Annotated in this window: 22 protein-coding genes and 1 riboswitch; of the genes, 2 read left to right on the top strand and 20 right to left on the bottom strand. The window is 31.5% G+C overall.

Translation table 11 applies throughout. The features are described 5' to 3' along the window. Positions 1-4: 4 nt before the first annotated feature. The 9 genes from ACWJKE_RS16965 to ACWJKE_RS16925 all read right to left on the bottom strand — a co-directional run bounded on the left by ACWJKE_RS16965 (position 5) and on the right by ACWJKE_RS16925 (position 10,195). The gene (locus tag ACWJKE_RS16965; protein WP_462959038.1) at positions 5-664 is read right to left on the bottom strand and encodes an NAD(P)-dependent oxidoreductase; all 660 of its coding nucleotides are present in this window, start codon (positions 662-664) and stop codon (positions 5-7) included. Continuing rightward, positions 628-1,812, bottom strand: a complete 1,185-nt coding sequence (gene hemA / locus ACWJKE_RS16960) for a glutamyl-tRNA reductase (RefSeq protein WP_220286079.1) — start codon at positions 1,810-1,812, stop codon at positions 628-630. The genes ACWJKE_RS16965 and hemA overlap by 37 nt, the downstream gene beginning before the upstream one ends. A 30-nt stretch (positions 1,813-1,842) precedes the next feature. Beyond that, positions 1,843-2,793 (bottom strand): adenosylcobinamide-phosphate synthase CbiB, encoded by a 951-nt coding sequence (cbiB, locus tag ACWJKE_RS16955; RefSeq protein ID WP_216302036.1) that lies wholly within the window; start codon positions 2,791-2,793, stop codon positions 1,843-1,845. 80 nt (positions 2,794-2,873) lie between these two features. Continuing rightward, positions 2,874-4,367 (bottom strand): cobyric acid synthase, encoded by a 1,494-nt coding sequence (locus ACWJKE_RS16950; protein WP_216301928.1) that lies wholly within the window; start codon positions 4,365-4,367, stop codon positions 2,874-2,876. 135 nt (positions 4,368-4,502) lie between these two features. After that, positions 4,503-4,686: riboswitch (cobalamin riboswitch) on the bottom strand. 221 nt (positions 4,687-4,907) lie between these two features. Then, entirely contained in the window at positions 4,908-5,561 is a 654-nt protein-coding gene (gene trmB / locus ACWJKE_RS16945; protein ID WP_216301927.1) for a tRNA (guanosine(46)-N7)-methyltransferase TrmB, read from the bottom strand. A gap of 67 nt (positions 5,562-5,628) precedes the next feature. After that, a complete protein-coding gene (locus ACWJKE_RS16940; protein ID WP_187351393.1) occupies positions 5,629-6,246 on the bottom strand; it encodes a site-2 protease family protein in 618 nt (205 codons plus the stop codon). A 291-nt stretch (positions 6,247-6,537) separates the two neighbouring features. Continuing rightward, on the bottom strand, positions 6,538-7,584 hold the full coding sequence (locus ACWJKE_RS16935; protein WP_216301926.1) for a hypothetical protein: 1,047 nt from the start codon (positions 7,582-7,584) through the stop codon (positions 6,538-6,540). Positions 7,585-7,630: 46 nt separating this feature from the next. After that, positions 7,631-8,656, bottom strand: a complete 1,026-nt coding sequence (locus ACWJKE_RS16930; RefSeq protein WP_462959037.1) for a phosphodiester glycosidase family protein — start codon at positions 8,654-8,656, stop codon at positions 7,631-7,633. A 162-nt stretch (positions 8,657-8,818) separates the two neighbouring features. Further along, on the bottom strand, positions 8,819-10,195 hold the full coding sequence (locus ACWJKE_RS16925; protein ID WP_165411624.1) for a PhoH family protein: 1,377 nt from the start codon (positions 10,193-10,195) through the stop codon (positions 8,819-8,821). Between the two features lie 179 nt (positions 10,196-10,374). Here ACWJKE_RS16925 and perR point away from each other — a divergent pair, with 179 nt between their 5' ends. Further along, on the top strand, positions 10,375-10,791 hold the full coding sequence (gene perR / locus ACWJKE_RS16920) for a transcriptional regulator PerR (protein WP_165411623.1): 417 nt from the start codon (positions 10,375-10,377) through the stop codon (positions 10,789-10,791). A gap of 48 nt (positions 10,792-10,839) precedes the next feature. Here the strand turns inward: perR and ACWJKE_RS16915 are convergent, their stop codons facing one another. After that, a complete protein-coding gene (locus tag ACWJKE_RS16915; protein WP_216301923.1) occupies positions 10,840-12,069 on the bottom strand; it encodes an ABC transporter substrate-binding protein in 1,230 nt (409 codons plus the stop codon). Between the two features lie 106 nt (positions 12,070-12,175). Here ACWJKE_RS16915 and ACWJKE_RS16910 point away from each other — a divergent pair, with 106 nt between their 5' ends. Then, positions 12,176-13,117 (top strand): VCBS repeat-containing protein, encoded by a 942-nt coding sequence (locus tag ACWJKE_RS16910; protein WP_216301922.1) that lies wholly within the window; start codon positions 12,176-12,178, stop codon positions 13,115-13,117. A 212-nt stretch (positions 13,118-13,329) separates the two neighbouring features. On the opposite strand, the gene ACWJKE_RS16905 is transcribed toward ACWJKE_RS16910, so the two are convergent. From ACWJKE_RS16905 to tig, 10 genes are all read right to left on the bottom strand, one after another. Then, positions 13,330-14,304, bottom strand: a complete 975-nt coding sequence (locus ACWJKE_RS16905) for a hypothetical protein (RefSeq protein ID WP_462959036.1) — start codon at positions 14,302-14,304, stop codon at positions 13,330-13,332. Between the two features lie 54 nt (positions 14,305-14,358). Further along, positions 14,359-14,604, bottom strand: a complete 246-nt coding sequence (locus ACWJKE_RS16900) for a hypothetical protein (RefSeq protein WP_165412004.1) — start codon at positions 14,602-14,604, stop codon at positions 14,359-14,361. Positions 14,605-14,705: 101 nt separating this feature from the next. Continuing rightward, positions 14,706-15,173, bottom strand: a complete 468-nt coding sequence (locus tag ACWJKE_RS16895; protein WP_253198077.1) for a hypothetical protein — start codon at positions 15,171-15,173, stop codon at positions 14,706-14,708. 241 nt (positions 15,174-15,414) lie between these two features. Continuing rightward, positions 15,415-16,008 (bottom strand): ribosome biogenesis GTP-binding protein YihA/YsxC, encoded by a 594-nt coding sequence (yihA, locus tag ACWJKE_RS16890; protein WP_165412005.1) that lies wholly within the window; start codon positions 16,006-16,008, stop codon positions 15,415-15,417. After that, positions 15,989-18,331: an endopeptidase La gene (gene lon / locus ACWJKE_RS16885; protein WP_216301920.1), complete on the bottom strand. Its 2,343-nt coding sequence runs from the start codon at positions 18,329-18,331 to the stop codon at positions 15,989-15,991. The genes yihA and lon overlap by 20 nt, the downstream gene beginning before the upstream one ends. 239 nt (positions 18,332-18,570) lie before the next feature. Further along, positions 18,571-20,253: an ATP-dependent protease LonB gene (lonB, locus tag ACWJKE_RS16880; RefSeq protein ID WP_165412007.1), complete on the bottom strand. Its 1,683-nt coding sequence runs from the start codon at positions 20,251-20,253 to the stop codon at positions 18,571-18,573. A gap of 252 nt (positions 20,254-20,505) precedes the next feature. Then, positions 20,506-21,915 carry a group II intron reverse transcriptase/maturase gene (gene ltrA, locus ACWJKE_RS16875; RefSeq protein ID WP_462952630.1) on the bottom strand — a complete coding sequence of 470 codons (1,410 nt, stop codon included), beginning with the start codon at positions 21,913-21,915 and terminating at the stop codon, positions 20,506-20,508. 500 nt (positions 21,916-22,415) lie between these two features. After that, positions 22,416-23,708 (bottom strand): ATP-dependent Clp protease ATP-binding subunit ClpX, encoded by a 1,293-nt coding sequence (gene clpX, locus ACWJKE_RS16870; protein ID WP_165412008.1) that lies wholly within the window; start codon positions 23,706-23,708, stop codon positions 22,416-22,418. A 34-nt stretch (positions 23,709-23,742) separates the two neighbouring features. Continuing rightward, positions 23,743-24,327 (bottom strand): ATP-dependent Clp endopeptidase proteolytic subunit ClpP, encoded by a 585-nt coding sequence (gene clpP / locus ACWJKE_RS16865; protein ID WP_216301919.1) that lies wholly within the window; start codon positions 24,325-24,327, stop codon positions 23,743-23,745. Between the two features lie 153 nt (positions 24,328-24,480). Then, the gene (gene tig / locus ACWJKE_RS16860; protein WP_165412010.1) at positions 24,481-25,773 is read right to left on the bottom strand and encodes a trigger factor; all 1,293 of its coding nucleotides are present in this window, start codon (positions 25,771-25,773) and stop codon (positions 24,481-24,483) included. Between the last annotated feature and the right edge of the window lie 137 nt (positions 25,774-25,910).

Raw genomic sequence — 25,910 nt, 5'->3', positions numbered from 1 at the left:
ACTTTCAATTCTCAACTATCCCAAATTCAGCTCCATAAAACATTTCTAAAATAGTATTTTGCACTCCCTTATTATAGAAAAAGTAGAAATCTTCACTACATACAAAATTCATAATTTCCTTTTTGACTTCACTATTCTTTACCATATTTCTCATGCTACATGTATAATTTATAAAACCTTCATACTCACAAATTTTATCTTCTATGACTTTCGACATGAAAAGTGTTGTTTTAGGGCTACCGTTTTTAGTATGTAATGCAAATTTCATATTGGGTGTACTTCTTTGAACTGGTGTTACAAATAACCCTTGTTTATAATCCCCGCAGTGTACATATAGTTTACTTTTTCTATCGCAGTATTCTTTTATACCATCATTTGTCTCTATATTATCTGTAGCAATAATTACAATATGATTCTGATCCACATATCTTTCATCATATTCACCCTTTATTAATTTTAGGTTATAAATATTTTGTAGTGTGTAAAATTCTAGGCAAAACTCTTTTGATACTACAGTAATATTACAACCTTCTTTTGAGAAAGTTTTACATTTTATAAGAGCTGCCTCTCCCCCACCAACTATAAGTATATTAATCTTATCTGATAGCAGTGAAATCATGGTATAATTTAAACCTGAAAAATCCTGCTTATTATGTCCACGCATTCCTTAGACCTCCCCTTCAAATGTTCCTCCTTTAACACCTCTATAGCTTTGTTTACATAGGCATTTGAAGTACTCTTCAAAAGTATCTCTGCTAATTTTTCATTATCCTTAGTCTCTTTCTTGTGCTTAAAAGTCTCTAGTCTTTCTTTGTAAACACCTTCACCATTGTGTTTTAACTTTTTTATAAAAGGCGATAACTCTTCCATGGTTTTCCACTCTATATACTCTTTTATAGCTTCATCCACAATGTATCTATTATCCCTCATAGAGGCTTCACGTCTTTTGTAGTTGGCATCATGGATATCGCCTAACATATCTATGTCATACACTTCATATAAGGGGTTTTCACTTACTATTTCTTCAATGTCCCTTGGTACAGCTAAATCAAATAATAATAAGTGTTTGCTCGGTAACTCCTTTAAGTGAACCACAGTATGAGGGGCCGTTGTACAAGATATAACACAATCCACCTTTTCATAATATTTATGTATGTCGTTAAACGGTATCATTTTCACCCTCGGATCTTCTATATTAGCCTTATGAATATCCCTAACTGCAATATATAGTAAATTTATTTTTCCCTCTAGTATATATTTTGAAGTTAATTCTCCTACCGCTCCATAGCCTAAAATCATAAAATTTTTGTGTCCCCTATCTATTGCTTCTTTAACTACCATAGAAGATGAAGAAACCGGTATCTCACTTATTTTAGATTTATTTCTAAACTTCTTGCCACAAGCGATAGCATTTTCAAAAAGTCTTTGAAGTTCCTTTTTAGTTGATTTTGAACCTTTTGCAGCTTCATAAGCATCCCTAACTTGCCCTAAAATTTGGTCCTCTCCAAGTAATAGTGAATCAAACCCACAGACCACATCCATTAAATGTTGTATTGCTTTTTCTTCCTTATAATTTTCTACACACTTTATTAAAGACCTATCCCAATTTAATGCCTTAAAAATCTTATCAACAATCTCTTCATCCTTAGATTTAAAATATATCTCTGTCCTGTTGCAGGTACTTAAAATAACTGCCTCTTCGCAAATATTTAAAAGTTCCTCTAAGCACTTTCCTTGGCGTTTTGGTATAATTGAGAGTTTTTCTCTAATTTCTATTTTCACATCATGCTTTAGCCCTATAAGTTGTATCATTATATCATCTCCAAAAATACATCACTATTACTAATATTTCATATATACGCATATTTCATATAACATGCATATTATTATTAAATAAAACATTGCCCCATACATTAATTTTATTGTATCTATTATATGTTCTTTCCCCAAATCGTTTATTTTGTTTCCTATTGTTGGTTTATACATTTTTTCTCCAAAATATTCATTCGTACCACCTAGTCTAACTCCCATAGCCCCCGCTGCTGCGCCTTCTGGATAAGCACAATTAGGACTTTTATGATTTTTTCTATCTCTTATCATCACTTTTATACTGCAAGCAATATTTCCTCGAACAAGTGGTGATGCCAAACAGATTAAAAATCCTGTTATTCTTGCTGGTATAAAATTAAATACATCGTCTGTTTTAGCTGGAAAGAACCCAATATATTTATATTTTTCATTCATATATCCAAGCATTGAATCCATGGTATTTATGCCCTTATACATCATAGCTAAAGGTGCTCCCCCTAATAATGCATAGAGAATAGGGGCTATAACACCATCTGCTGTATTCTCTGCAATGGTCTCCACATCAGCTCTTACTATTTCATACTCAGTAAGGGTTTTTGTATCTCTCCCTACAAGGTACGATAATTTAACTCTTGCGTCATAAATATCATTATTAACTAAAGAATCATAAACCTTCTTACCTTCTTTATGAAGGCATCTAGCAGCTATTGTCGTCCAAAGCAATATTATATTGAGAATATGGTACAACCAAAAAAACTTATTAGAAATTCTCAAAATTATAAAAGGCACTAAAAAACTAGAAAGTGCTACTATAACTACAATAATTCCGCCAAAAACTTTAATTTGACCATTAGTTTTACATATCGTTCTGCCTAACTTATCTAATTTAGAAATAAGCTTTCCTATATAAATCACCGGATGTTTAAACCAATATGGATCTCCAATTAATAAGTCTAACATTACCGCTAAAATTAAATCTATTATGTTCGTCTGAAATAGTATTGCCATTTTAATTCCTCACTATCTTATACTGTTATAATTTTTTAAATAGTTGTTAACTGTCCCTAACTTTTTCTTTTTATTCCTATGATTTTATAGATTGAATCCATATCTACATTATCTCTAACTATATCTGCTAGCTTGTCTAATTCTTTTTCTCTTAGATTTTCATAAACCTTAGATTTTTTAGGTTCCATAGCTTTTTTTACCCTTAAAGTATTAATCATATGTTCTCTAAACTCTACTCCATCAAAAACTCCATGAATATATGTACCCATAACATTTCCACCTGCATTTATTGCTCCATCGAAGGATGACGTATCAGAACCATTCTTATCATAGATTTCAAAAAGTGGTTTTGCATTATGACCATATTTACAAATTCCCATATGTATTTCGTAACCATAAGTTTCTATACTAGTATCCCTAATGTTAATGCTACGAGCCTTTACTCTTGTAGTTATTTTCTCATCTTCAAATATTGTGTCTACGTCTAAAAGCTTCATACCCTCTGTTTCTTTTGAATTTCCCTCTAAGCCATTAGGGTCACTTAAGCTATTTCCTAACATTTGATAGCCTCCACAAATGCCTAATACGTTACCTTGTACACTATATTGCTGAACCGCTTCTGCAAGTCCCGAATTTCTTAAAGAAATTAAATCATCAATAGTATTTTTTGTTCCCGGTATGATAAGGAGGTCTGGTGTGCCCAATTCTCCTTTAGTTGTAACAAATCTAACTGATACATCTTCTTCAGCCTTTAATGCGTCTAAATCCGTAAAATTCGATATATGTGGAAGCTTTATTACAGCAATATCAATAGGTGCAGTAATTTTTTTGTTAAATTCTACTGCACCATCTTCATCTTCGAGTTCCAATCTAAAATAAGGAACTACTCCTGCACATGGAATATGTATAATATCCTCAAGCATTGTAAGTCCTGGCTTTAAGATTTCTAAATCTCCTCTAAACTTATTAATAATAGTGGCTTTAACTCTTTTTTTCTCGGCCTCATTAAGCAAAAGCAAAGTCCCTGCTAGTGACGCAAATACTCCACCCTTATCTATATCTCCTGCGAGTATCACAGGTGCATCTATAAGTTCCGCCATTCCCATATTCACTATATCTCTATCTCTTAAATTAATTTCTGCTGGGCTACCTGCTCCTTCCATTACTATAATATCAAACTTCTTCTCTAATTCTTCAAACTGCTTTTTTAACATGTCTTTGAATTCCAATTTCATATTATGATATTCCATAGCTGTACTATTCCCAAAAACCTTTCCATTAACGATAATTTGGCACTTTTTATCCGAGGTAGGTTTTAATAAAATCGGATTCATATATACCTCTGGCTCCAATCCTGCCGCATAGGCTTGAAGCACCTGCGCACGTCCCATTTCTTTTCCATCCAATGTAATATAAGAATTCAATGACATATTCTGTGACTTAAAAGGACATACTGAAAACCCATCTTGCACAAAAATTCTGCAAAGTGCTGTTACTAATATGCTTTTTCCTACTGATGAAGCGGTTCCTTGAACCATTACTTTAGCCATTACTATTTCTCCTTTCTTCCTGCTTGTATTCTTATTTGGCACACAACAAAAAAACAGCAAGCTTGCGCACCTGCTGTTATGTACAAATTTTTCATTGCACTAACTTGAATTCTACAGTTCTTTCCCGCCGAAAGCTTAATATTACTAATTTAGGCAGGTCTCCTGGCTCTTGATACACTTTCTCTTATCACTTTCCCTTTCAGGTAGTTATAAAAGATTTTCTCTCAATTACAGTAGCGGGGGCTGCTGTGGAATTACACCACATTCCCTTTTCACCTTACTAATCATATACTAAAGTAGCTGCATCCACTTTAGTGGCTGATTAATAATAGGCACCTAAACAAATCTATTCATTTTTAACTAATATAATTCATAATTTTCATTTTTAAAATTTTCAATTTAATACATTTCTATGTAATTAAGTTTATAGCATTATGTTAATCCTGTCAATAAATAAGAATCTAAAATGCTTAAGTCTCATATGGTTATAAGTTATCTCCTGCGAAGCTGCAACAGTTCCACAGGAGATGCATTAATTCGCTAAATTAATTTTGCCTGTAGAAACATAGCTTGTTTGCCTATTTCTGTGAATTTAGCTTCATATTCTGTAACTACGTTATCTTTAAAATCACTCTTATGCAAATCATAGGTTGAAAATAATATTTCAAACCCACACTCTTTGAAATAATCTACCGATTCTTCGAATAACTCTGTATCATCTGTTTTGAACCAAACTTCAGATCCCGGTTTTAAGAATTTCTTATAGCTCGTCAAGAACTTAGTATGAGTTAATCTTCTTTTATTATGTCTGTCTTTTGGCCAAGGATTACAAAAATTTATATAAATTCTGCTTATCTCATCTTTTGCAAACACATCATCAATAAGCATAATGTTCATTGGCATAAGACGTACATTTATGTCTTGTTCCCCTTCAACTTCTCTTACTTCTATAACTTTTCTAAGGGCAAATACCAGAACCTCATCTTTTAAATCAATGCCTACAAAATTGATATCGAGATCTCTCCTGGACTTTTCTGATATAAATCTACCTTTACCGCAACCTAGTTCTAGATGAATTGCATTGTTATTTTTAAACTCTTCATTCCATTTTCCTTTGTGATCATATTGGTCAGTTATTACAATATGACTAGTTTCCAGCTCTGGCCTAGCCCAATATTTTTTTCTTAAGCGCATATATTTTTCTCCTTACATTCTAAATAATAAAAAATCACTATATGATTTTCTTAGCTTTATATTAATATTAAAACATCCCTGCAATATTTAAAAATTGTTTAAATAACCATAACCCTGGCGCTTGCACGATATAAGTAAAAACTGATTGTCCACCAGGTAATATAGGCAATATTAACACCATAAATATTAAGAATTGATACCTATAAATTGTATCTGGTAAATTGTAAAAAAACTTTGGGAACAAATCCCTAACTATATGAGATCCATCAAATCCCGGTATTGGCACTAAATTAAGAAAAAACAAAATACAATTTAGGTACCCTGTAATTATTAAAATTTGGCTAATAATAGTATATAATCCACCATGAATTGGTGGAAATTTCGAAAATAACACAGTAAGAATTGCAAATACAAACCCTAGAATTAGATTAGCAATTGGGCCTGCAACTGAAACTTTCAAATCATCCTTATAATAATTTTTAAATGCACTAGGATTTGTCTGAACAGGCTTTGCCCAACCAAACCCTACTAATATAATCATAAGAAATCCCATTGGATCTATATGTGCGATTGGATTCAGCGTAAGTCTCCCTTGAAATCGTGGAGTTTTGTCTCCTAACCTATCTGCTACGATAGCATGCGCATACTCATGAAAAGTAAATGCTAATAAAATTGCGGGTATCATCAAAATCTTATTTAATATTTGTTGTGTATCCAAATTTATTCCTCCTTATACTCCTACATGGTAGGCAATGTTAATCGCTACTCACCTTGTTAATGCATCTTTGACTTGTTATTTTTTAAGATGTCTACTATCCTATTATAACAAAGTTTATTGTTATTTTGAATTGAATATTCTTAAAATAAAATAATATATTCCCACAACTATATCCTTATGAATTAACTTATATTTTCAGATTATAGAAAAAACCTTATCTTAAAAAGATAAGGTCTTAAATAAACATCATAGTATCGACTACTTAAAAAGAACAAAAGATACTTCTTTATCATTAACCAATGATACTATTCCCTTAGTATACAATTGCAATAATTTTCCTTTATAGCTAGTTTCAGTTCCAGAACTAACATCTTTTATTACAGCTTTCATTACATCATTTTGATAGACCTTACCAAGAGATGTAACAAATAGATCATTTTTTTTAGAAGGTTTTTGTAAATCAATCACTTTCCAATTTTCAGTATTTTCTAATGTTTTCCCATAATAAATTTTGCTTACCAAATTATCTTTTAATTCTCCAAGATACACATTGTCCTCATCATCAGTGCCAATTAAAGTAAGTTTTTCTACACCTTTAATATTTATAGGTTCCTCAAGGGTGGTAGAATACATTTTATTATAGACTAATCCCTCGTACACCAAATTATCTTCATGGCGCGCTAATGCCATATTACTCACACTCTTTGGTATTGTATCAATTTTTGTCATCTCTTCGTCTCTGTCACTTCTATAGTCTCTGTCAATTCTGTATATACTACTGCTACCACCTTCATTTAAAACCTTTATATAAATAACCCCTGTTAAAATTGATACTTGAATATCTTCTACTTCATCATTTGTACCAGTATAGGCTAATTTTCCTATCTTTACTTTTTCACCTTTTTCTACGTCATAAGAATATACTACTAATTTACTAGACTCATCATCACTTTTCTCTACTAAAAACATTCTATTTCTATCTGGAAGCCATTTATAAAAAGAAATTTCACTTCCATCTTCAGCCTCTATATTTTTAACGTTTCCATTCTTACCATCAGCAATTTTTAATTCTTTATTCTCATAATAGCATAAATATTTAGCACCATAGGATACTAATATATTTTCTGCGTTTGCTGGCAATGTAATATCAATATTTTTTAATTTATCGCTTTTATTTTCATCAATTTTTTCCGTAACCATTTTTGAATCAGTAGCTAAAAAATAATGATCTATATAAAATAGAACTAAACATTGCATGGATAACGAAAATACTATCCATATACTTATTCTTTTCTTCCAACTCATAGTTTCTTCTCCTTTAATTTAAAATGTACTATGCTCAAATTTCACTTTATTGCCTACTCTCCACATAAATAATTGAAGGTATAGATCTTTCTCCATAGCTGTCGCTAGGATTGTTTATAACTTCATCATCATAAAACAAGGTAGAAGAAGAACCTCCATCTAAATTAGTAGCATTATAAGCACCAAACTTATACAATTCGTCTTGTACCTCTCTTAAAGTAGCCCCTAAACTGCCTACCTGTCTACCATCGATAACTAATAATATTATTGCTCCATCTTTTCTTTGTCCAATAGCTGTTCTAGGTGCTATCCCCTGCCCTCCGACACCCGTATTTATAGTTTTCTGTCCATTAACTATAAGTGCCGGACCAAAAGATACCGCTTCCATCACTTCAAGCTCTTTCATTTCTTTAATTGAATGAGCTCCAACTAATAGATTTCCCGACTTAGTAAATGCTACAACCTCTGTTTTTTCATTTTCATTTTTTATATCATTAAAAATTTCTTTACCATTAGACATTATAATTCCTGTTGGATTTGCTCCCGTTCCTGCCCATTTTGTGTCACCAGCTTTATCTGTAAACGCGCCACCATTAACCGCTGCAATTGCATTATTATTTTTTGCAATATCACTAGTTAATTGCCCTTCCCTTAATTGCCCTTCCCGGTTGAGCTTACTACTATACCCTACTTTTAATCTAGTCGCGTCACTGATTACTAACACATGCCCTTTAAATTTTGTCCCTTTAACATCATATCTTTCAATACTATTATCATCTTTATTTTCTACATTTACGCCAGCCAAGTTATCTTGAGCTATAGTTTCCACTACTTGGTCCTTCATAATTTCTTTTATTTTTTCATCGGATAAAAATGATGTTGCTAGCCACTGTAATGAAAGAGTGGTCATTGCTGAACCTACCACTGTAGTCTTTACATTTTTAAACGGACCATAATAAATCATAAATGGGCCTGTAATAGCTGTAAAAGTTAATTCAAATATTATAAAAAATAAAACAAGCGTGCTTTGACTTCTTTTTTTTCTCTTCCCACATTTTTCTATTTTTTTCATCTTTCCCATCCTTTTCTTTATTATGTACTATCATATTATACAATAAAACTATATATTTTAACACATCTTTTAAATGTAATTTTTGTGAATATAAATATCATATGATAAATTAATACAAAAGAGAGTATAAATTTTTATACTCTCTTCTATAGAATTAAATTTTTATAATTTTTTAGAGCCTTCGTATGCTAGGGGCGACCTCTCACATTCATCATATTTCAAAGTTACTTGATAACACAAGTCACTACCCTTCATTTTTTCAGAGGCATAACACAAACCATTTGACCTTGAATCAAGAAAAGGATGATCTATTTGTTCTGGGTCACCTATAAGAATCAACTTAGTTCCCTCTCCAACTCTAGTTATTATTGCTTTAACTTGTTTCGGCGACAAATTTTGTGCCTCATCTATAATTACCCAATTTTTAACTATGGACCTTCCTCTAAGATAAGCAACAGCTTCAGTAGTTATAATTCTCCTATCAAACAAGTCATTTATTTTATCTAATAGTTGCTTCTCATTTTTGTAACGTTCTTTTTCATCAGATTCCACAAGTATCTCTAAATTATCAAATATCGGCCTCATGAATGGTGATATTTTTTCTTGTTCTGTACCCGGTAAAAACCCTATTTCCTCATCCATAGTAACATTGGGTCTGCAGATTAAAATCCTTCTATAATGTTCATTACTATCCTGTAATATTTTTTGAAGTCCTACCGCTAATGAAAATAATGTTTTAGCTGTTCCTGCAGGTCCTTTTATAATTACGAGTGGTGCTTTTACTGAGTCAGCGCTTAAAGCTTCCAGCATAAATTTCTGACCTACATTTCTTGGCGAAACTCCTGAAGGTTTACTTTCCTTATTATAAAGAGGTACTACATTTTTACCATCATATCTAGCGAGTGCTGTTTGTTTAGGATTTTCCATTGAATGAATTATTAAAAATTGATTTGTGTATAAAAATGGAGTGGTATATTCTTCTGTTTCCTCATCATATTTAAGTAAGGCACCAACTTCCAAATTTTTTTTACTGAAAAACTCCTGAAGCTTTTCTGGAGATACAAATACCTCCATTCTTCCTGTATACTGATTATCATACTCCGGTACAAATTTTTCATAAAAATCTTCTACATTAATATCTACGGCATCTGCCTTTATTCGTTGAAAAATGTCTTTGGTTATTAACCATACATCCTCGCCTTGCTCTTTAAGCCCTTTACATACCTGCAATATTCTATTGTCAGCTTTTTCTTTATTCCAAGAATCAGGAATTTTGGTATCATAATGATTCATCTCTACTCTAAGTCTTCCTCCACTTGTTAAATCAATACCCTCATTTAGTTTCCCCTGCTTCCTAAGTTTATCAATAAGTCTAGCCGCATATCTAGCATTAGCCCCTAAATCACTTTTATCTTTCTTAAAACTATCTAATTCCTCGAGTACCACTTCAGGTATTATTACATCATTATCTCCAAAAGATAATATGGCGCTTGGTGAATACAAAATAACATTTGTATCTAGTACATAGGTTTTTTTCAAAATGTCAGCTCCCCCTTTCTCTATTACTAATATATGTTACTTATCCTATAAATGAATTAAAAATAAAATAAAATTTGAAATTCCTATTAATTCTAAATATATTATTTTTTTGACAAGTAATAGTTTTTATTATATAATAAAACCTACAACAGATTTGATAACATTATAGGATGGTGTATATGGATAACATTACAACAATTTTTAAAGAGAAGAAATTAAAACTTACACCTCAACGGATTGCTGTTTATAAATATTTGCAATCAACAAAAGAGCATCCTTCTGCAGAAGTGATTTACAAAGCTCTGCAACCAACGTATCCTACTATGAGTTTAGCTACGGTTTATAAAGCATTGAAAACTCTTATAGAAGTTAAATTAATAATTGAACTTAATGTAGGTGAGGGTAACTTTAGATATGATGGCAATGTGTCTTCACATCCTCACATACATTGCATAAGTTGTGGCAGGGTTGATGACATAGAAGGCATACGTTTTTCAAATATACGCGAAGATGTAAAACAGCATACTAGCTATGAAGTTTTAGAGAGTAAAGTATATTTTTATGGTTTATGTGAAAATTGCAAAATAATTAAATAAAGAAAGAAGTATGAAATTAAATTCATACTTCTTTCTTTATTTACCAAATCATTTATAACTTTCTTTTAATAACTCTTCCCATTCTTTAGAGCTATAACCACCACCTAAAATCTTTTTCAAAGCCAAAAGTACATTGTTTTTGAGTTTATCAGGTAAATTATATAATATAGGTATATTATTATCATTAGCTTTATATATATGTTGAACCATTATTTTACCAATACCTGTGACTTTATTATTTGCGATTTTATTTCCACTTATAATTCCTTTCTGCACAATTCTTGCTTGAACCTCATCACTGTAAATATATTTAATAAACGCATCGGCATTATCGCCATTCTTTGCATTTACAGGAACACTTAATAAAGAATTAATTATAATAGGCCCATTAGACCCATACTTTGAATTATTCTCGTAATCTCCTATTATGCCTATGTTACTTCCATTAAGTTTAGAATTATAATAAGAAATACATACTAATAATGGAGAATCGCCATTATTAAAACCCGTAATATTTTGTTCATTACCTAATTCAAAAGAGTCTTTAGTAATTCCATTATTTTTTGTTAAAGAATCAAATTCTTTAAATATTCCCTGTACATCTTTCAATTTTTTATAAGATTCCTCACCACTATCATATTTTTCCTCAACGTCATGAATACTTATGCTCTTGCTAGCTATTAATGAAAATAGAAATCCACTCGCATCTACATCTCCCGTTAACACTACAGGAGTTTTCATACCCTTACCATTAATTTGCTTTAGCACATTTAACCATTGTTCTAAATTATTAGGGTTAGATATTTTTAGTTTCTCAAGATTCGCTTTATTATATAGTAGCTCAATAGAATATGGCACAACCCCTATTCCATAGTATTTATCTCCTACTCTACCATAAGAACTCATAATATTATAGTATCTATTATTTATAGTATTATCATCATAAGAATCTTTCATATCACTCAAAACTCCATTTTTACTAAGTTCAATAAGTTTATTCCTATTAGTAAAAATCACATCAATTTCTGTTCCTAAATTAATGGTCTCCATGATATCACTTTTATCACCTAGTGCATCATTTAGTTTTACTTCAACATCAGGGTTGTTCTTTTTAAAATCATCAATTAAAAGCTTAATTACTTTTGAAGAAGACTCATCAGTTGTGTCTAAAAATATATTTAATTTTTTTTCTTTTTCATCCATTTTGCATGATGAAAAGCTAAACACCATAGTTAAAACTATAAGAACGCAACATAAATTTTTTAATGATTTTTTCATAAGTTCACCTCACTTTATTAATAAATATGAATCTTTTTTAAATTTATTTAATATAAATTAATTAAACATACAATTGTTACATATAATTTAGAGGGGGGTGTAATATATGAAATTACAGATACTATTTTTTAAGAAGAAAATTGTCTATTATACTTTAGCAATTATTACCTTTACCATAATGCTTACATTTTTTTTGTTTTTCAGAAAATGTTCAATAAGTACGTTTAATGTTGTTAATGAAAACAAAATGATGCAAGCTGATCTAACAGCAGATGGGAATAAGGATATTCTCTACATAAAAACAGATGCAGATAAATATTATATCCAAATAAATTCAGAATCTAAAAGTTATTACCTAGAGCCTTCTAAAAAAAGTAACACAGTGGGAAATTATTATTCACAGTGGCCGATGCGACTTACTTTAATGGACATATCTAGAAATAATATACCTGAAATATTTACTCAAGCATCAGTAAAGGATGAGGCTATTCAGCATGTATTTCTTTGGACCGGAGAAAAATTTGATGATATATTTTGCAGCACAAACAATATTTTAGGTTTTATAGATAGTAAAAATAATAAAACTCCTAAAGTTATATCTGGAAATATTAAAGATGGTGAAATGAACTTAGTCAGTTATATTTTCATTAAAAATAATTTAAAGTCTTTTAACTATAATTATGCCGATAATTATATGGGTAAAAACACCATGTTAGGTTTTGTAAACCTGATGGAAAGCTTTCCATTATCAGAATTAAATATGTCAAAAGAACTTTTCGCACCTTATTTAAATGGTAATGATATTTCACTATTAGGCGATTTATCAAGCCAAAAAATACATTTTACTTTTCAAGATGCTGTTTTCAAAGATTATAATTGGGACAAAGACGGTAATGCCAGTGAAATTCTATGGACATTAAATTTTAAAGGAACTAATACAAATGATTTAAAAGAAACAAAAAACTATACTATAGACCTAATTGTAAAGCTTATGCCTAATGAGAATAAAGTTTCTATCTTCAAGATCAGCTCTGTAACCCTTAAGTAATAAAGCGATATTATTAAGATATACACAATTATAAAAGGGACCGTATTATCGGTCCCAAGGGGGATGGGGGGTTACGCATAAAATAATTATTTTATGCTAATGGAGATTTCAACTCCGATTACATTTATAATATTACCCTTTTTACGGAGTTTTATTCATTATAAAATATATTTAAATTTTTTATATAGAATACACATTTATTTGTAGAAATTCTAATGTCTTGAGGTATCATTTTCCTCTACGATTTTATTGAGCACTTCAATTTTTTTATCATCTACTAGATGAGCTAATATAAAAATAAGCTGTTCCTTATCCTCATCCTCTAAGAATTGTAAAATGCTATGTGTACTTTCTTTAGGACTCGTATGTTTAAATTCAACGTCTTTGCTTTCAAAAGAATCATTATTCGATATGGAATTCATAATATCATCAAGATTTGGATTGTTTAAGTCTAGATTATTTAAATCTATTCCAGATAGCATATTTGAAATTTCGCTTAAATCTATACCACCCATACCTGAAAATATATTTGATAACATGTTATCTTGCCCATCTTCATTTGAATTTACTAAATCATTATTCTCATTAAGATCATTGTTTTTTTCATTACTATTACCATTATTACGATTACTATTACTATTACCATTATTACGATTACTATTATTACTATTATTACTATTATTATTTTTATTATTTTTATTTTGATTATTTTGATTATTATTACCATTTTGATTATTATTATTATTTTTTGCTGAATTCGATGTTGAATTTACATTTCCTGAATAACTATCCGCTGAGTTGCCTCGCATGTTATTACCTTGCCCTCCTAAACTGTCCATCAAATTTCCTAACATATTATTGTCTTGTCCGCCTAAACTGCCAATTAAATTTCCTAGCATATTATTGTCTTGGCCACCTAACCCAGAAATTAACCCTTCAAGCATATTATTGCCCCCGCCATTATTTCCTCCAAGAAAGCTAGTTAATAATCCCATCAAAGGATTTGCAGAATTTCCATTAATCATTTGTGCTAATGGGTTATTGCCAGAATTGTTATTGTTATTATTGTTGCCGTTGTTATTATTATTGTTACCGTTATTATTACTGTCATTGTTATTATTTGCATTATTATTATTATTATTTTCATTATTCATATTATTTCTATCATGTTTATGATGTTTTGACATATTTATCACCTCATTTATAAATGGGAGAGCATAAGCTCTCCCTGATTTTTAGAATTAACAACAACATCCTCTCGCTGGTGTTTCAACATTTCTACCTTTACAACAACAACAAACTATGAATATCAATATTAGCAAGAAAGCATTTTTGTTTTCAAGTAGACATGTTCTTTGAAGTATAATTAAGAGTATTAACGCACAACATGGATTTGTACATATACTTGAAAACTGATTTCCATTTCTACATCCACATTCTGATGTTCTATCACAACATCTTCTTACACGACGTCTTCTTTTTGACATATAAAACTCCCCTTCCTGGGCCATGTTTTAATGCACTATTTATTTTAACTCAAGTTAATTAATATTTTAATTTATCTATTTGTGCAATTACAATTATTTATCTAACAATCTTCATCACAGTTATCTAGATTTATAAAATTATTTGTGCATCCTCTGCCTTGTCTACCATTATTGCCACCACATGCGAATATAAGAATTAAGATTATTATCCAGCAACATGCACCGCCGCCGCCGAATCCGCCACATCCGCCACCAAATCCACCAAATCCGCCAAATCCACCTCTACTACTTGAGCCACATCTGCAAAGTTCCTTGCAGTGTTTAGGATCGCATCCGCAGACAGTTCCACTCTCTTGTCCTTGACCCCATCCTCCGCATAAGCATAATAGAATAATGATCCAAATTATTGAGCTTCTTCCGCCGCCGAATCCGCCACATCCGCCACCAAAGCCGCGTCCACAGTCACAGTCTCCTCTGTTGTTACAGTTGCCACCTCCGATGCCACAGTTGCCACCGCCTAAATTTCCTTTGCCACTACTCAAGCCACTTAATAAGCTATTCATATCCATTTACTTGCCTCCTTATTGTTGTTTTACCTTTTAAAATCTTTTTCTTTGGTTCTAATATATACTATTCTTGTAGAAATAAATTGACACAGATTTTCAAATTAAATCATCTTTTCCATGTGCTTAAATCATTACCTGCGATCTGTATATTTTTTACACATGCTAAAGGCAAAAAAAAATAGACCTCATTACTTTATGCACAAAGTACTAGTTTGCACGCCGTAATGTAGGTCTCTTTTATTTTTTATTCTTCTATGTGATCATCTTTAAACATGTTTCCTAGTAACTCTTTTACACCTATTTTCTTTAGTGAGGAAATATTAATAATTTCCTCATTCGCCTCAAGAGCAAATGTTTCCCTTATCAACTTATTATTTTTTACAAGCTCTGCTCTATTTAACTTATCTTTTTTTGTTGCCACTATTACAACTTCATAACCAAAATGTTTAATCCATCCGTACATTAGAAGATCATCTTTAGTTGGCTTACGTCTACAATCCACAAGTAATGCTACCTTTTGAAGTTGTGGTCTACGAATTAGGTAGTCCTCCATCATCTTACCCCATTTAGCTTGTTCAGTTTTTGATACTTTTGCATATCCGTAACCTGGTAAATCAACAAAATAAAAGCTATTGTTTATTAAAAAAAAGTTTATAAGTCTAGTTTTTCCAGGTGTTCCACTAACTTTAACCAGCTTTCGCCTATTTGTTAAAGTATTTATTAAAGAAGACTTTCCTACGTTGGACCTACCAACGAAAGCATACTCTACCATATTATCTGTAGGATACTGGTTAGGTTTTACTGCTGAAATTATGAATTCAGATTGTTTTATCTCCATTATATATCTCTCCAATTAATGCATTTTCAAGCACATGTTCTACTTTACTTGCAATTATAAATTTTAGTTTATTTTTAATACTATTTGGTATTTTTTGTATGTCTTTTTCATTATTTTTAGGTATTATAATTGTATCAATTCCTGCCCTATAAGCAGCTAGCGATTTTTCCTTAAGTCCACCAATAGGCAGCACTCTTCCTGTAAGTGTAATCTCCCCTGTCATCGCTACATTATGTCTTACTTTTTTGTTAGTTAAGGCAGATACCATTGCAGTTATCATAGTTACCCCGGCCGATGGTCCATCTTTAGGCACCGCTCCCTCTGGTACATGAATATGAATATCTTTATTTTTATAAAAATCTTTATCAATATTATATTTGGCTGCATTAGCTCTAACATAGCTGTATCCAGCTTTAGCAGATTCTTTCATAACATCTCCTAATTGACCGGTAAGTTGAAGCTTACCAGTTCCATCCATAGCACTTACCTCTACAGGCAAGATAACCCCACCAACCTCTGTCCACGCAAGGCCTGTTACAACTCCTACTCCATCTTCCTCGTCAGCTTTATCATAGGTATATAAAACTGGACCTAAATATCGTTTAACATGTGAAGTTGTAACATTAACATTTTCTTTACCCTTTTCTACCGTTTCAGTTATTGCCTTTCTTATAACTGAGGCAATTTTTCTTTCAAGATTTCTAACCCCTGATTCCCTAGTATAATTTTCGATAATGCAATTCACCGAAGAATCGGAAAAAGTTATTTTATCATCATCCATATTATGTTCTTTTAACATCTTTGGAATAATGTGATTTTTAGCGATATGGAATTTTTCTTCTGAAGTATAGCCTGACACCTCAATAACTTCCATTCTATCTAGTAATGGTCTTGGAATGGTATCTAATTTATTTGCAGTAGTTATAAATAAAACTTTCGATAAATCAAAGTCTAATTCTAGGTAATGATCCCTAAAAGTTGCATTTTGTTCACTATCCAAAACTTCTAAAAGCGCATCTGCCGGGTCACCCTTAGAATCACTGCTCATTTTATCAATTTCATCTAATAAGAATAATGGATTTCTATATCCGGCTTGTTTCATGGCATATATAATTCTACCTGGAATTGCTCCCACGTAAGTTTTTCTATGTCCTCTTATTTCAGCCTCATCTTTTACTCCACCAAGTGACATTCTAACGAAATTTCTATTTAATGCATTAGCAACAGACTTTGCTATAGATGTTTTTCCAACTCCTGGTGGACCTACCAAACAAAGTATAGGACCCTTAAGCGTATTACTGATTTTTTTAACTGCTAAATATTCTATTATTCTTTCCTTAACATCCTCGAGCCCATAATGTTCCGCTTTAAAAACTTCTCTAGCCTTGTTAATATCAATGGTATCTTTAGTCACTTTATTAAAGGGTAGTGCTAATATCCAATCCAAATAGGCTTTTGTTACTCCACTTTCAGAAGAATAACTCCCTGAACTTTTCAATCTATTTAGTTCATAAATTGCTTTTTCTTTTGCCTCTTTAGGAAGCTTTGCCTTTTTTATTTTATTTTCATATTCTACTATTTCTCTCTTATCTTCGTCATCTTCTCCTAATTCTTCTTGTATAGCTTTTATTTGTTCTCTTAGGTAATATTCCTTTTGGATTTTATCAATTCTACCTTTAACCTTGGTTCCAATCTTCTTTTCTATTTTTAATACTTCAACCTCATTTTTTAATATAAATAACAATTTTTCTAATCTTTTAATAACTTCTACTGTTTCAAGCAATTCTTGTTTTGTCTCTGGCTTTAGTATTAAATATGAGCTTACCATATCACAATATCTTCCTGGCTCTTCCGTCTCTTCTAAACTGAATAAAGCATCTGGGAAGTTGTTAACTGATAGATTTATGTATTCTTCAAAGGCTTTATCTATACTTCTAATGTATGCCTTACATTCCTTATTATCTTCATACAGTTCATCTTCAATAATTTCTACTTCCACCCGTACAAAAGGTTCCTTCTCTTTGTACTCAAGAATCTTACCTCTCTTTATTCCCTCAACTAGTACCCTAATTGCATCTCCTGGCAACTTTAATATTTGTTTTACGTTACAAATAGTACCAATATTATATATATCCTTCTCTTCTGGTTCTTCAATTTTTGATACTTTCTGTGAACCCAGAAAAATCTCTTGATTATTTAGCATAGCATCCTCTAATGCAAGTATAGATTTTTCCCTACCAACATCAAAGTGCAATACCATATATGGAAATATATTCATGCCTCTTAACGGAATTAACGGAAGAAGTTTTGTAATTTTATCCATTTTTCTCCCTCTTTTCTATATTATATTAATTTTTTTCTATTAATGTAAAATCAAACTTCTACTTTACAAAGAATAGATATCACAAACTATAAATATTTGATCATTATATTTTTATGTTTTTATATTTCGACTACTATAGTATACCTATAATACAATTATTTTTCAATACTACAAAGTTTAAAATAAAAAAGGTAATCTACTATAATTAAATAGTGATCACCTTTTTTTTAAAATATGATTTATCCTTTTAATGATTCAGCTGCTATAACATCCACATCTTTCTCAAATGCAATTGAAATATTTTTAGGATTCTCCTGAAGTAACGCCTCACGAATTACCTCACTAATATTACTCACTGGTATAATCTTAATATTTTCAATACTTTTAAAACTATCTTGCCAATTATCCCTCGGAATAATAACTCTTGTGGCACCTGCTTTTTTTGCAGCAGCGATTTTAGCATTGACACCGCCTATCGGCTTTACATTACCATGAATTGATATCTCTCCTGTCATTGCAACCATATTATCAACTGGCACACCTTTTATTGCACTATATATTGCAGTTGTTATGCTAACCCCGGCTGATGGGCCATCTACTGGTGATCCACCTGGAAAGTTTACATGAATATCATAATCATCACAATCTATATCAAAATATTTTTCGAGTACTGTAACCACATTTTCTACTGATGATCTCGCAGTACTTTTTCTTTTCAATTTTTTATTGCTACTACTTATTTCTTCTTCTTCAATAATTCCTGTAATTTTAAGAACACCTTTTCTAAGCTTTATTTTTTTTGCACTAGCTTCAATTTCCATTACCGCTCCTATATTAGATCCGTAAACCGCAAGCCCGTTTACATATCCAATTTGTGGTTTATCGGATATCATATTTTCGAACCTTGGGGAGTACTGACCATTTTCTATAACCCACTCAACATCCTCAACACTTACTTCATCTCTATCATCGTTAATAGCCATACCACTAGCTAACTGAATTAAATTAACAGTATCACGTCCATTGCTAGAGTATTTACCAACAAGCTTTAATGCTTTTTCACATATTTTAAGACCTATTTTATTTATTGAATTTTCAGCGATTGTTTGTAATTCTTCTGGTAGTAATGCCCTAAAAAATATCTCTATGCACCTTGACCTTATTGCAGGCATTATTTCTTCTGGATTACGTGTAGTTGCACCTATAAGTCTAAAATCAGCTGGAAGCCCTTCATCAAATACTTCTTTTATATAAAGCGGCATGTTAGGATCTTCTCCATTATAATAAGCGCTATCTAAAAATACTTTTCTATCTTCTAATACTTTAAGGAGTTTATTCATTTCTATAGGATGTAGCTCTCCAATTTCATCAACAAATAGAATTCCGCCATGTGCTTTTGTAACCGCTCCAGGCTTTGGTTGAGGTACTCCAGCCGCTCCGAGTGGTCCGGCTCCTTGGTAAATGGGATCGTGAACGGATCCAATAAGCGGATCTGCAATCCCTCTTTCATCAAATCTAACAGTTGTTCCATCTATTTCTACAAACTTAGAACATTCATTAAATGGAGATCGTTCTCTTTTTTTAGCGTCTTCAAGTACTAATCTAGCAGCCGCTGTTTTTCCTACTCCAGGTGGCCCATAAATTATGACATGTTGAGGATTAGGTCCGCATATTGCTGCTTGCAGTGCCTTAATTCCTTTTTCTTGTCCTATAACCTCCTCGAATCTTGTCGGTCTGCTTTTTTCAGTAAGTGGTTCTGTAAGGCTTATGCTTTTCATTTTTCTTAAATTTTCCATTTCTTTTTTGTTTCCTTTATTAACAACCACCTTACTACTTTGCTGACTTTTTAATGCATTAAAAAAATATAATCCAATAACTATTGTAAAAAAAAGTTGTATTGCCATAAGAAGTTTCATTGTCATATTATTTAAAGTTTAATATTTAATATATTAAACTAATCCTCCTTTCTCATATTAAATTTGCATATTTTAGTAAATATTGCATCATTTATATTATGGTCAAGAAATGAATAATATATTCTTCTTATTCCATATATTATTCAAATTTTTAATTTTATAATTTCCTCAAATCGAGTAGGAGCTAAATAATTAATTTATTTAGCGACCTCTCACACCACCGTGCATACCGTTCGGTACACGGCGGTTCAATAGAAATTAATGTTTTAATAAATATGTCTCAGATATAGAAACTAATCCTATATTTTTAAGGTATTTATTGGTCAATGTTTTGTTTAATATAGGGCTATTGGATGTTCTCCAATAGCCTTTCCTTGTATTTGCATATTGCAAAGCTTTATTGTTTGGTATTCCTAATTTAACAAGGTTCCCATATTTTGTTTTAATCTTTTTCCATTGTTTCCAAAAACACATTCTAATTCTTCGCCTTAACCATTCATCAAGTGTTTTAAGAATACTTTTAATGTCTGCAATAGCAAAATAATTTATCCATCCAACTATCACTTGCTTAAGTTTCATAAACCTATATTTCATGCTCATCGCATTACTTCTTGAAGTTAATTCTTTTAGCTTTGCTTTGAATTTGATTATAGGTTTTTGAGGAACTCTCATTCTGTATTCACCTTTTGCTCGGTAAAATGAAAATCCTAAAAATTTAAGTTTCCAAGGTCTATCTACTGTACTCTTTTCTTTATTCACTCTAAGCTTTAACTTTTCCTCAATAAATCTCGTAATACTCTTCATTACTCTATTTGCTGATTTCTCACTTTTGACGTATATATTCGCATCATCAGCATATCTACAAAAGTTTAGTCCTCGTTTTGTTAGTTCTACATCGAGTTCATGTAACATTACGTTACTTAATAATGGGGACAAAGGCCCGCCTTGAGGTGCTCCTTCTTCTGTATTCATAAATACCCCATTTATCATCACTCCACTTTGTAGATACTTTCGTATCAGAGAAATTACTCTACTATCTTTAATATCTTCCGATAGTATCCTTATTAATTTATCATGATTTATCGTATCAAAGTATTTAGAAAGGTCTATATTCACCGTCCATGTATGTCCAGCATTAATATATCCCCTACATTTTTCAACAGCTTGTTTTCCACTTCTTAAAGGTCTAAAACCGTAACTATTATCAGAAAATTTCTTTTCATATATTGGTATTAGAGTTTGTGATATCGCTTGTTGAATAACTCTATCTAATACAGTAGGTATTCCAAGTAGCCTAATTCCACCGTCAGGTTTTGGTATTTCTACCCTTCTTACGGCTAGAGGTCTATATCTACTTTCTAATAATGATTGCCTTAATTCTTGTCCATGCTCTTTTAGATAATGTAGAAGTTCATCTACTGTCAAACCATCAATCCCATGACTTCCTTTATTGGCTTTTACTCTTTTATATGCTTTATTCATATTATCTCTCGATAATATCTGCTCGAGTAAACCATTATCATATTCATTCACATCGTTTCTTCCTTCTTCTGACATAGAGGAAATACTATGCACTTCTACATTACCTTCGAGTTCCACTCTATTCTCTCGTAGAGAGCCTTCTTTATGAAGTTGTCTGCTTTTATCATATTTTCTCGTATCCTTCAAAATTCCAAAACCTCCTATTGTTCAGTCCTTCCCACGCTAACGCGTTTTGCATGGTACTATGACGTCTGCTGACTTCTGATAGTTCAGCCATACATCACTGTATGGGTTGTTATTTCTAAATTCATATCCACAACTTACCTATCAGATCTCCCCGGGTAAGAACGCAATCTTTCACTCCATCTATCTGCTACATTTACACCACTTGTTTCGAATAGTTTTGGGCTTCGTTTTGTATTGCAAACTTACCCACAAGCATATGCCTTATATGTAGTTTCTGTTCGTCAGACCGGAGTTTGGCCGCCAACTTCCTTCAGATTCCATCTCACGATGGACACCCTTGTCTTAAGCTATGCACTTGGCACTATTAACCCGTGCTAGGGACTTTCACCCATTAGATTGCGCCCATGCCGGGCGCACAATAAAAAAAAGACAGATATATAATCCGTCTTTCTTCTACATTAATATTACACCTGCGTAGGTGATGATTTAGTCTTAGTTTACTATGCTGTTTCTGGGCCTTTTTTAGTTTTAATTTTCTGTGCAATCTTTAATTTTTCTCTTTTTCCACTTTCAGCTAAGACTAATTGTGGGTTTCTAGTTCTAATAGTATCCTCATTAACTATTACTTTAGATACTTGTTCATTAGATGGAATATCAAACATAATTTCCTTCATTGTATCTTCTATAATAGATCTAAGTCCACGAGCTCCAGTTTTTCTTTTGATAGCTTCTTTAGCTATAGCTTTTAACGCTTCTTCTTCAAACTCTAATTCTACGTTATCCATCTCAAACAATTTCTTATATTGTTTAATGAGCGCATTTTTAGGTTCACTAAGAATTTTAACTAATGCTTCTTCATCTAACGCTTCAAGAGTAACTACTATCGGAAGCCTTCCTACAAACTCTGGAATTAATCCAAATTTCAATAAATCTCCTGGCATTATAAATTTCAACATTTCTCCTACATTTGCTTCTTCTTTTGATCTTATTTCAGCTCCGAAACCAACAGATGTAGTTCTAGTTCTTTTTTCTATAATTTTATCAAGTCCATCAAATGCTCCTCCACAGATAAATAAAATATTTGATGTATTTATCTGAATAAACTCTTGATGAGGATGCTTTCTTCCACCTTGTGGTGGAACTGATGCTGTAGTGCCTTCTAATATTTTAAGTAACGCCTGTTGAACGCCTTCTCCAGATACATCCCTAGTTATAGAAGGATTTTCAGATTTTCTAGCTACCTTATCTATTTCATCTATATAGATAATACCTTTTTCTGCTTTTTCTACATCATAATCAGCATTTTGTATTAATTTAAGTAAGATGTTTTCTACATCTTCTCCTACATATCCTGCTTCAGTAAGTGTAGTCGCATCGGCTATTGCAAAAGGTACATTTAAATATTTTGCTAATGTTTGAGCTAGTAAAGTCTTACCACTTCCTGTAGGTCCAAGTAATAATATATTACTTTTTTGAAGTTCAACATCACCTTCATTAACATTTGAATTTATTCTTTTGTAATGATTATATACTGCTACAGCCAAAGATTTTTTAGCGGTATTTTGCCCAACTACGTACTCATCTATATATTTTTTTATCTCTGCAGGTTTTGGTAACGACCCTAGGTCTAGTTCAACATCCCCCTGGAATTCATCTACAATTATTTCAGAACATAATTCTATACACTCATCACAAATATACACTCCTGGTCCTGCAATTAATCTTCTAACTTGTTCTTGGGTTTTACCACAAAAAGAACATTTAAGTTGTTTTTTTTCATCAAACTTTGTCATATTTTCACCTCAACTAACCTTATTTCGTTTAATGTTATTTCTTTTTAGATATAACTTCATCTATTAATCCATACTCCATAGCTTCTTGTGCACTCATGAAGTAATCTCTTTCAACATCATGTTGAATTTTTTCAATTGATTGTCCAGTTCTTTCACTATAGATTTTATTTAGTGTAGCTTTAGTTTTCATAATTCTTTTTGCGTGAATATCAATATCAGTTGCCTGACCTTGGAACCCACCTAAAGGCTGATGTATAAGTATTTCGCTATTAGGTAATGCAAATCTTTTTCCCTTTTCACCAGCATTTAATAAGAACGATCCCATGGATGCTGCCATACCAATACAAATAGTTGAAACTTGTGGTTTTATATATTGCATTGTGTCATAAATAGCCATCCCTGCTGTAATTGATCCACCTGGACTATTTATATATAAATAAATGTCTTTATCAGGGTCTTCCGACTCTAAATACAATAACTGAGCAACAACTAAACTAGCAGTGACATCATTTACCTCTTCTCCTAGGAAAATTATTCTATCATTTAATAATCTCGAATAAATATCATAGGATCTTTCGCCCCTATTAGTTTGTTCAACAACCATTGGCACTAAACTCATATAATTCACTCCTTTACTCTAATAATAGTACTGTTTAACTAGGTAATCTATTCCTTAATTCTATCCCAAGTAATTATTTTTTAATCAATTAATTTTATCCTGTATTTAAAATTAATTGCCAGAGAAATATCTGGCAATTAATTCTAGTATAAATTATGCAGTAACTTTTGCACTATCAACTAACATATCTATTACTTTTTCATTTACAACATCAATTTGTAGATATTGTTTTTGCGCTTTCATAATTAAGTCTGCTGTTTTATCTATTTCTTTGTCTCCATATTGCGCCGCAACTTGTTTAGCTTTTTCTAACAGTTCTTCATCACTAGCTTCAAATTTTTCTATTTTCGCTATCTCTGTTATTACCAAATCAGTTTTAACTCTCTTTTCAGCTGCTTCTTTCATGAACTCCCTAACCTTTTCTTCAGTGTTGTTAGTGTACTGATAGTACGATTCAAGATCTAACCCTTGTTGTTTTAATTTCATTTCTAAATCTTTGAGCATTATATCAGTTTCTCTTTTCACCATAATTTCTGGAATATCCATTGCTACGTTAGAACAAACTGCATCTATTACAGCTTCTTCAAATTCTTTCTTTTCTCTATCTGCACTTGATACCTCAAGTGATTTTTTAATGTTATTTCTTAATTCTTCTAAAGTATCGAATTCTGACACTTCTTTAGCAAATTCATCATCAATAGCTGGTAATTCTTTTTCTTTCATGCTTTTAATAGTTACATTAAAAGTTGCAAGTTTTCCATTTAAGTCTTCTCTTCCATATGCTTCTGGAAAATTAACTTTAACTTCTTTAGTTTCTCCAGCTTTTAAGCCTATTAATTGTTCTTCAAAGGTATCAATAAATGATCCTGAACCAATTTCAAGTTCAAAATCTGTTCCTTGTCCGCCTTCGAAAGCTACATCTTCAACAAATCCTTCGAAGTCTATAATTGCTATGTTGCCCATTGCAACAGCGCCATCAAGCTTCTCTTCAACTCTAGCATTTTTTTCTTGCATGCCTTTTAACTGATTTTCAATTTCATCATCTGTTACCTTATATTCAGTTTTCTTAACTTCTAATCCTTTGTATTCTCCAATTTGAACTTCGGGTGCTACTGCAATTGATGCAGTGTATACAAAATCTTTTCCTTCCCCTATTTCAACAATATCAATTTGAGGATAATCCAATGGCTTTATATCATACTCTTTTAAAGCTTCTGGATATGTATCATCACAGCAGAAGTTTATAGCATCTTCAAAGAAAACACCTTCACCATACATTTTCTTTATTATATTCATTGGAGCTTTACCTTTTCTAAACCCAGGTATATTAATAGTCTTTGAGTTTTTTGCACAAGATTTTTTCAAAGATTCATTAAATCTTGTTGCTTCCACCGTTATTTCTAATTTAATAATATTTTTTTCTAATTTTTCCATTTTAATGTTCATTATATTACTCCTCCTAATCGCCACAAATGCTTATTACTTTAAATATTATAACATAACTTTTCATGTATTTACAAATATTCTTAAGCATATTTGCTCAAATAGTCTAATGCTATAATTATAACCAAATTGCTTATAAT

The organism is Clostridium sp. CM036 (assembly GCF_055081135.1).
Note: the sequence above shows the minus strand (reverse complement) of the source record. Positions and strands in the feature narration are given on the sequence as shown.

Coding starts and splice junctions, on each gene's coding strand:
- ACWJKE_RS16915 (WP_216301923.1), bottom strand. CDS start 12,069: ATGAAAAAATCATTAAAAAATTTATGTTGCGTTCTTATAGTTTTAACT.
- ACWJKE_RS16940 (WP_187351393.1), bottom strand. CDS start 6,246: ATGATACCCGCAATTTTATTAGCATTTACTTTTCATGAGTATGCGCAT.
- yihA (WP_165412005.1), bottom strand. CDS start 16,008: ATGGAGATAAAACAATCTGAATTCATAATTTCAGCAGTAAAACCTAAC.
- ACWJKE_RS16930 (WP_462959037.1), bottom strand. CDS start 8,656: ATGAAAAAAATAGAAAAATGTGGGAAGAGAAAAAAAAGAAGTCAAAGC.
- ACWJKE_RS16950 (WP_216301928.1), bottom strand. CDS start 4,367: ATGGCTAAAGTAATGGTTCAAGGAACCGCTTCATCAGTAGGAAAAAGC.
- tig (WP_165412010.1), bottom strand. CDS start 25,773: ATGAACATTAAAATGGAAAAATTAGAAAAAAATATTATTAAATTAGAA.
- ACWJKE_RS16905 (WP_462959036.1), bottom strand. CDS start 14,304: ATGTCAAAACATCATAAACATGATAGAAATAATATGAATAATGAAAAT.
- clpX (WP_165412008.1), bottom strand. CDS start 23,708: ATGACAAAGTTTGATGAAAAAAAACAACTTAAATGTTCTTTTTGTGGT.
- ACWJKE_RS16935 (WP_216301926.1), bottom strand. CDS start 7,584: ATGAGTTGGAAGAAAAGAATAAGTATATGGATAGTATTTTCGTTATCC.
- ACWJKE_RS16965 (WP_462959038.1), bottom strand. CDS start 664: ATGCGTGGACATAATAAGCAGGATTTTTCAGGTTTAAATTATACCATG.
- ACWJKE_RS16895 (WP_253198077.1), bottom strand. CDS start 15,173: ATGGATATGAATAGCTTATTAAGTGGCTTGAGTAGTGGCAAAGGAAAT.
- trmB (WP_216301927.1), bottom strand. CDS start 5,561: ATGCGCTTAAGAAAAAAATATTGGGCTAGGCCAGAGCTGGAAACTAGT.
- clpP (WP_216301919.1), bottom strand. CDS start 24,327: ATGAGTTTAGTGCCAATGGTTGTTGAACAAACTAATAGGGGCGAAAGA.
- hemA (WP_220286079.1), bottom strand. CDS start 1,812: ATGATACAACTTATAGGGCTAAAGCATGATGTGAAAATAGAAATTAGA.
- lonB (WP_165412007.1), bottom strand. CDS start 20,253: ATGACAATGAAACTTCTTATGGCAATACAACTTTTTTTTACAATAGTT.
- ACWJKE_RS16900 (WP_165412004.1), bottom strand. CDS start 14,604: ATGTCAAAAAGAAGACGTCGTGTAAGAAGATGTTGTGATAGAACATCA.
- perR (WP_165411623.1), top strand. CDS start 10,375: ATGGATAACATTACAACAATTTTTAAAGAGAAGAAATTAAAACTTACA.
- lon (WP_216301920.1), bottom strand. CDS start 18,331: ATGGATAAAATTACAAAACTTCTTCCGTTAATTCCGTTAAGAGGCATG.
- ACWJKE_RS16910 (WP_216301922.1), top strand. CDS start 12,176: ATGAAATTACAGATACTATTTTTTAAGAAGAAAATTGTCTATTATACT.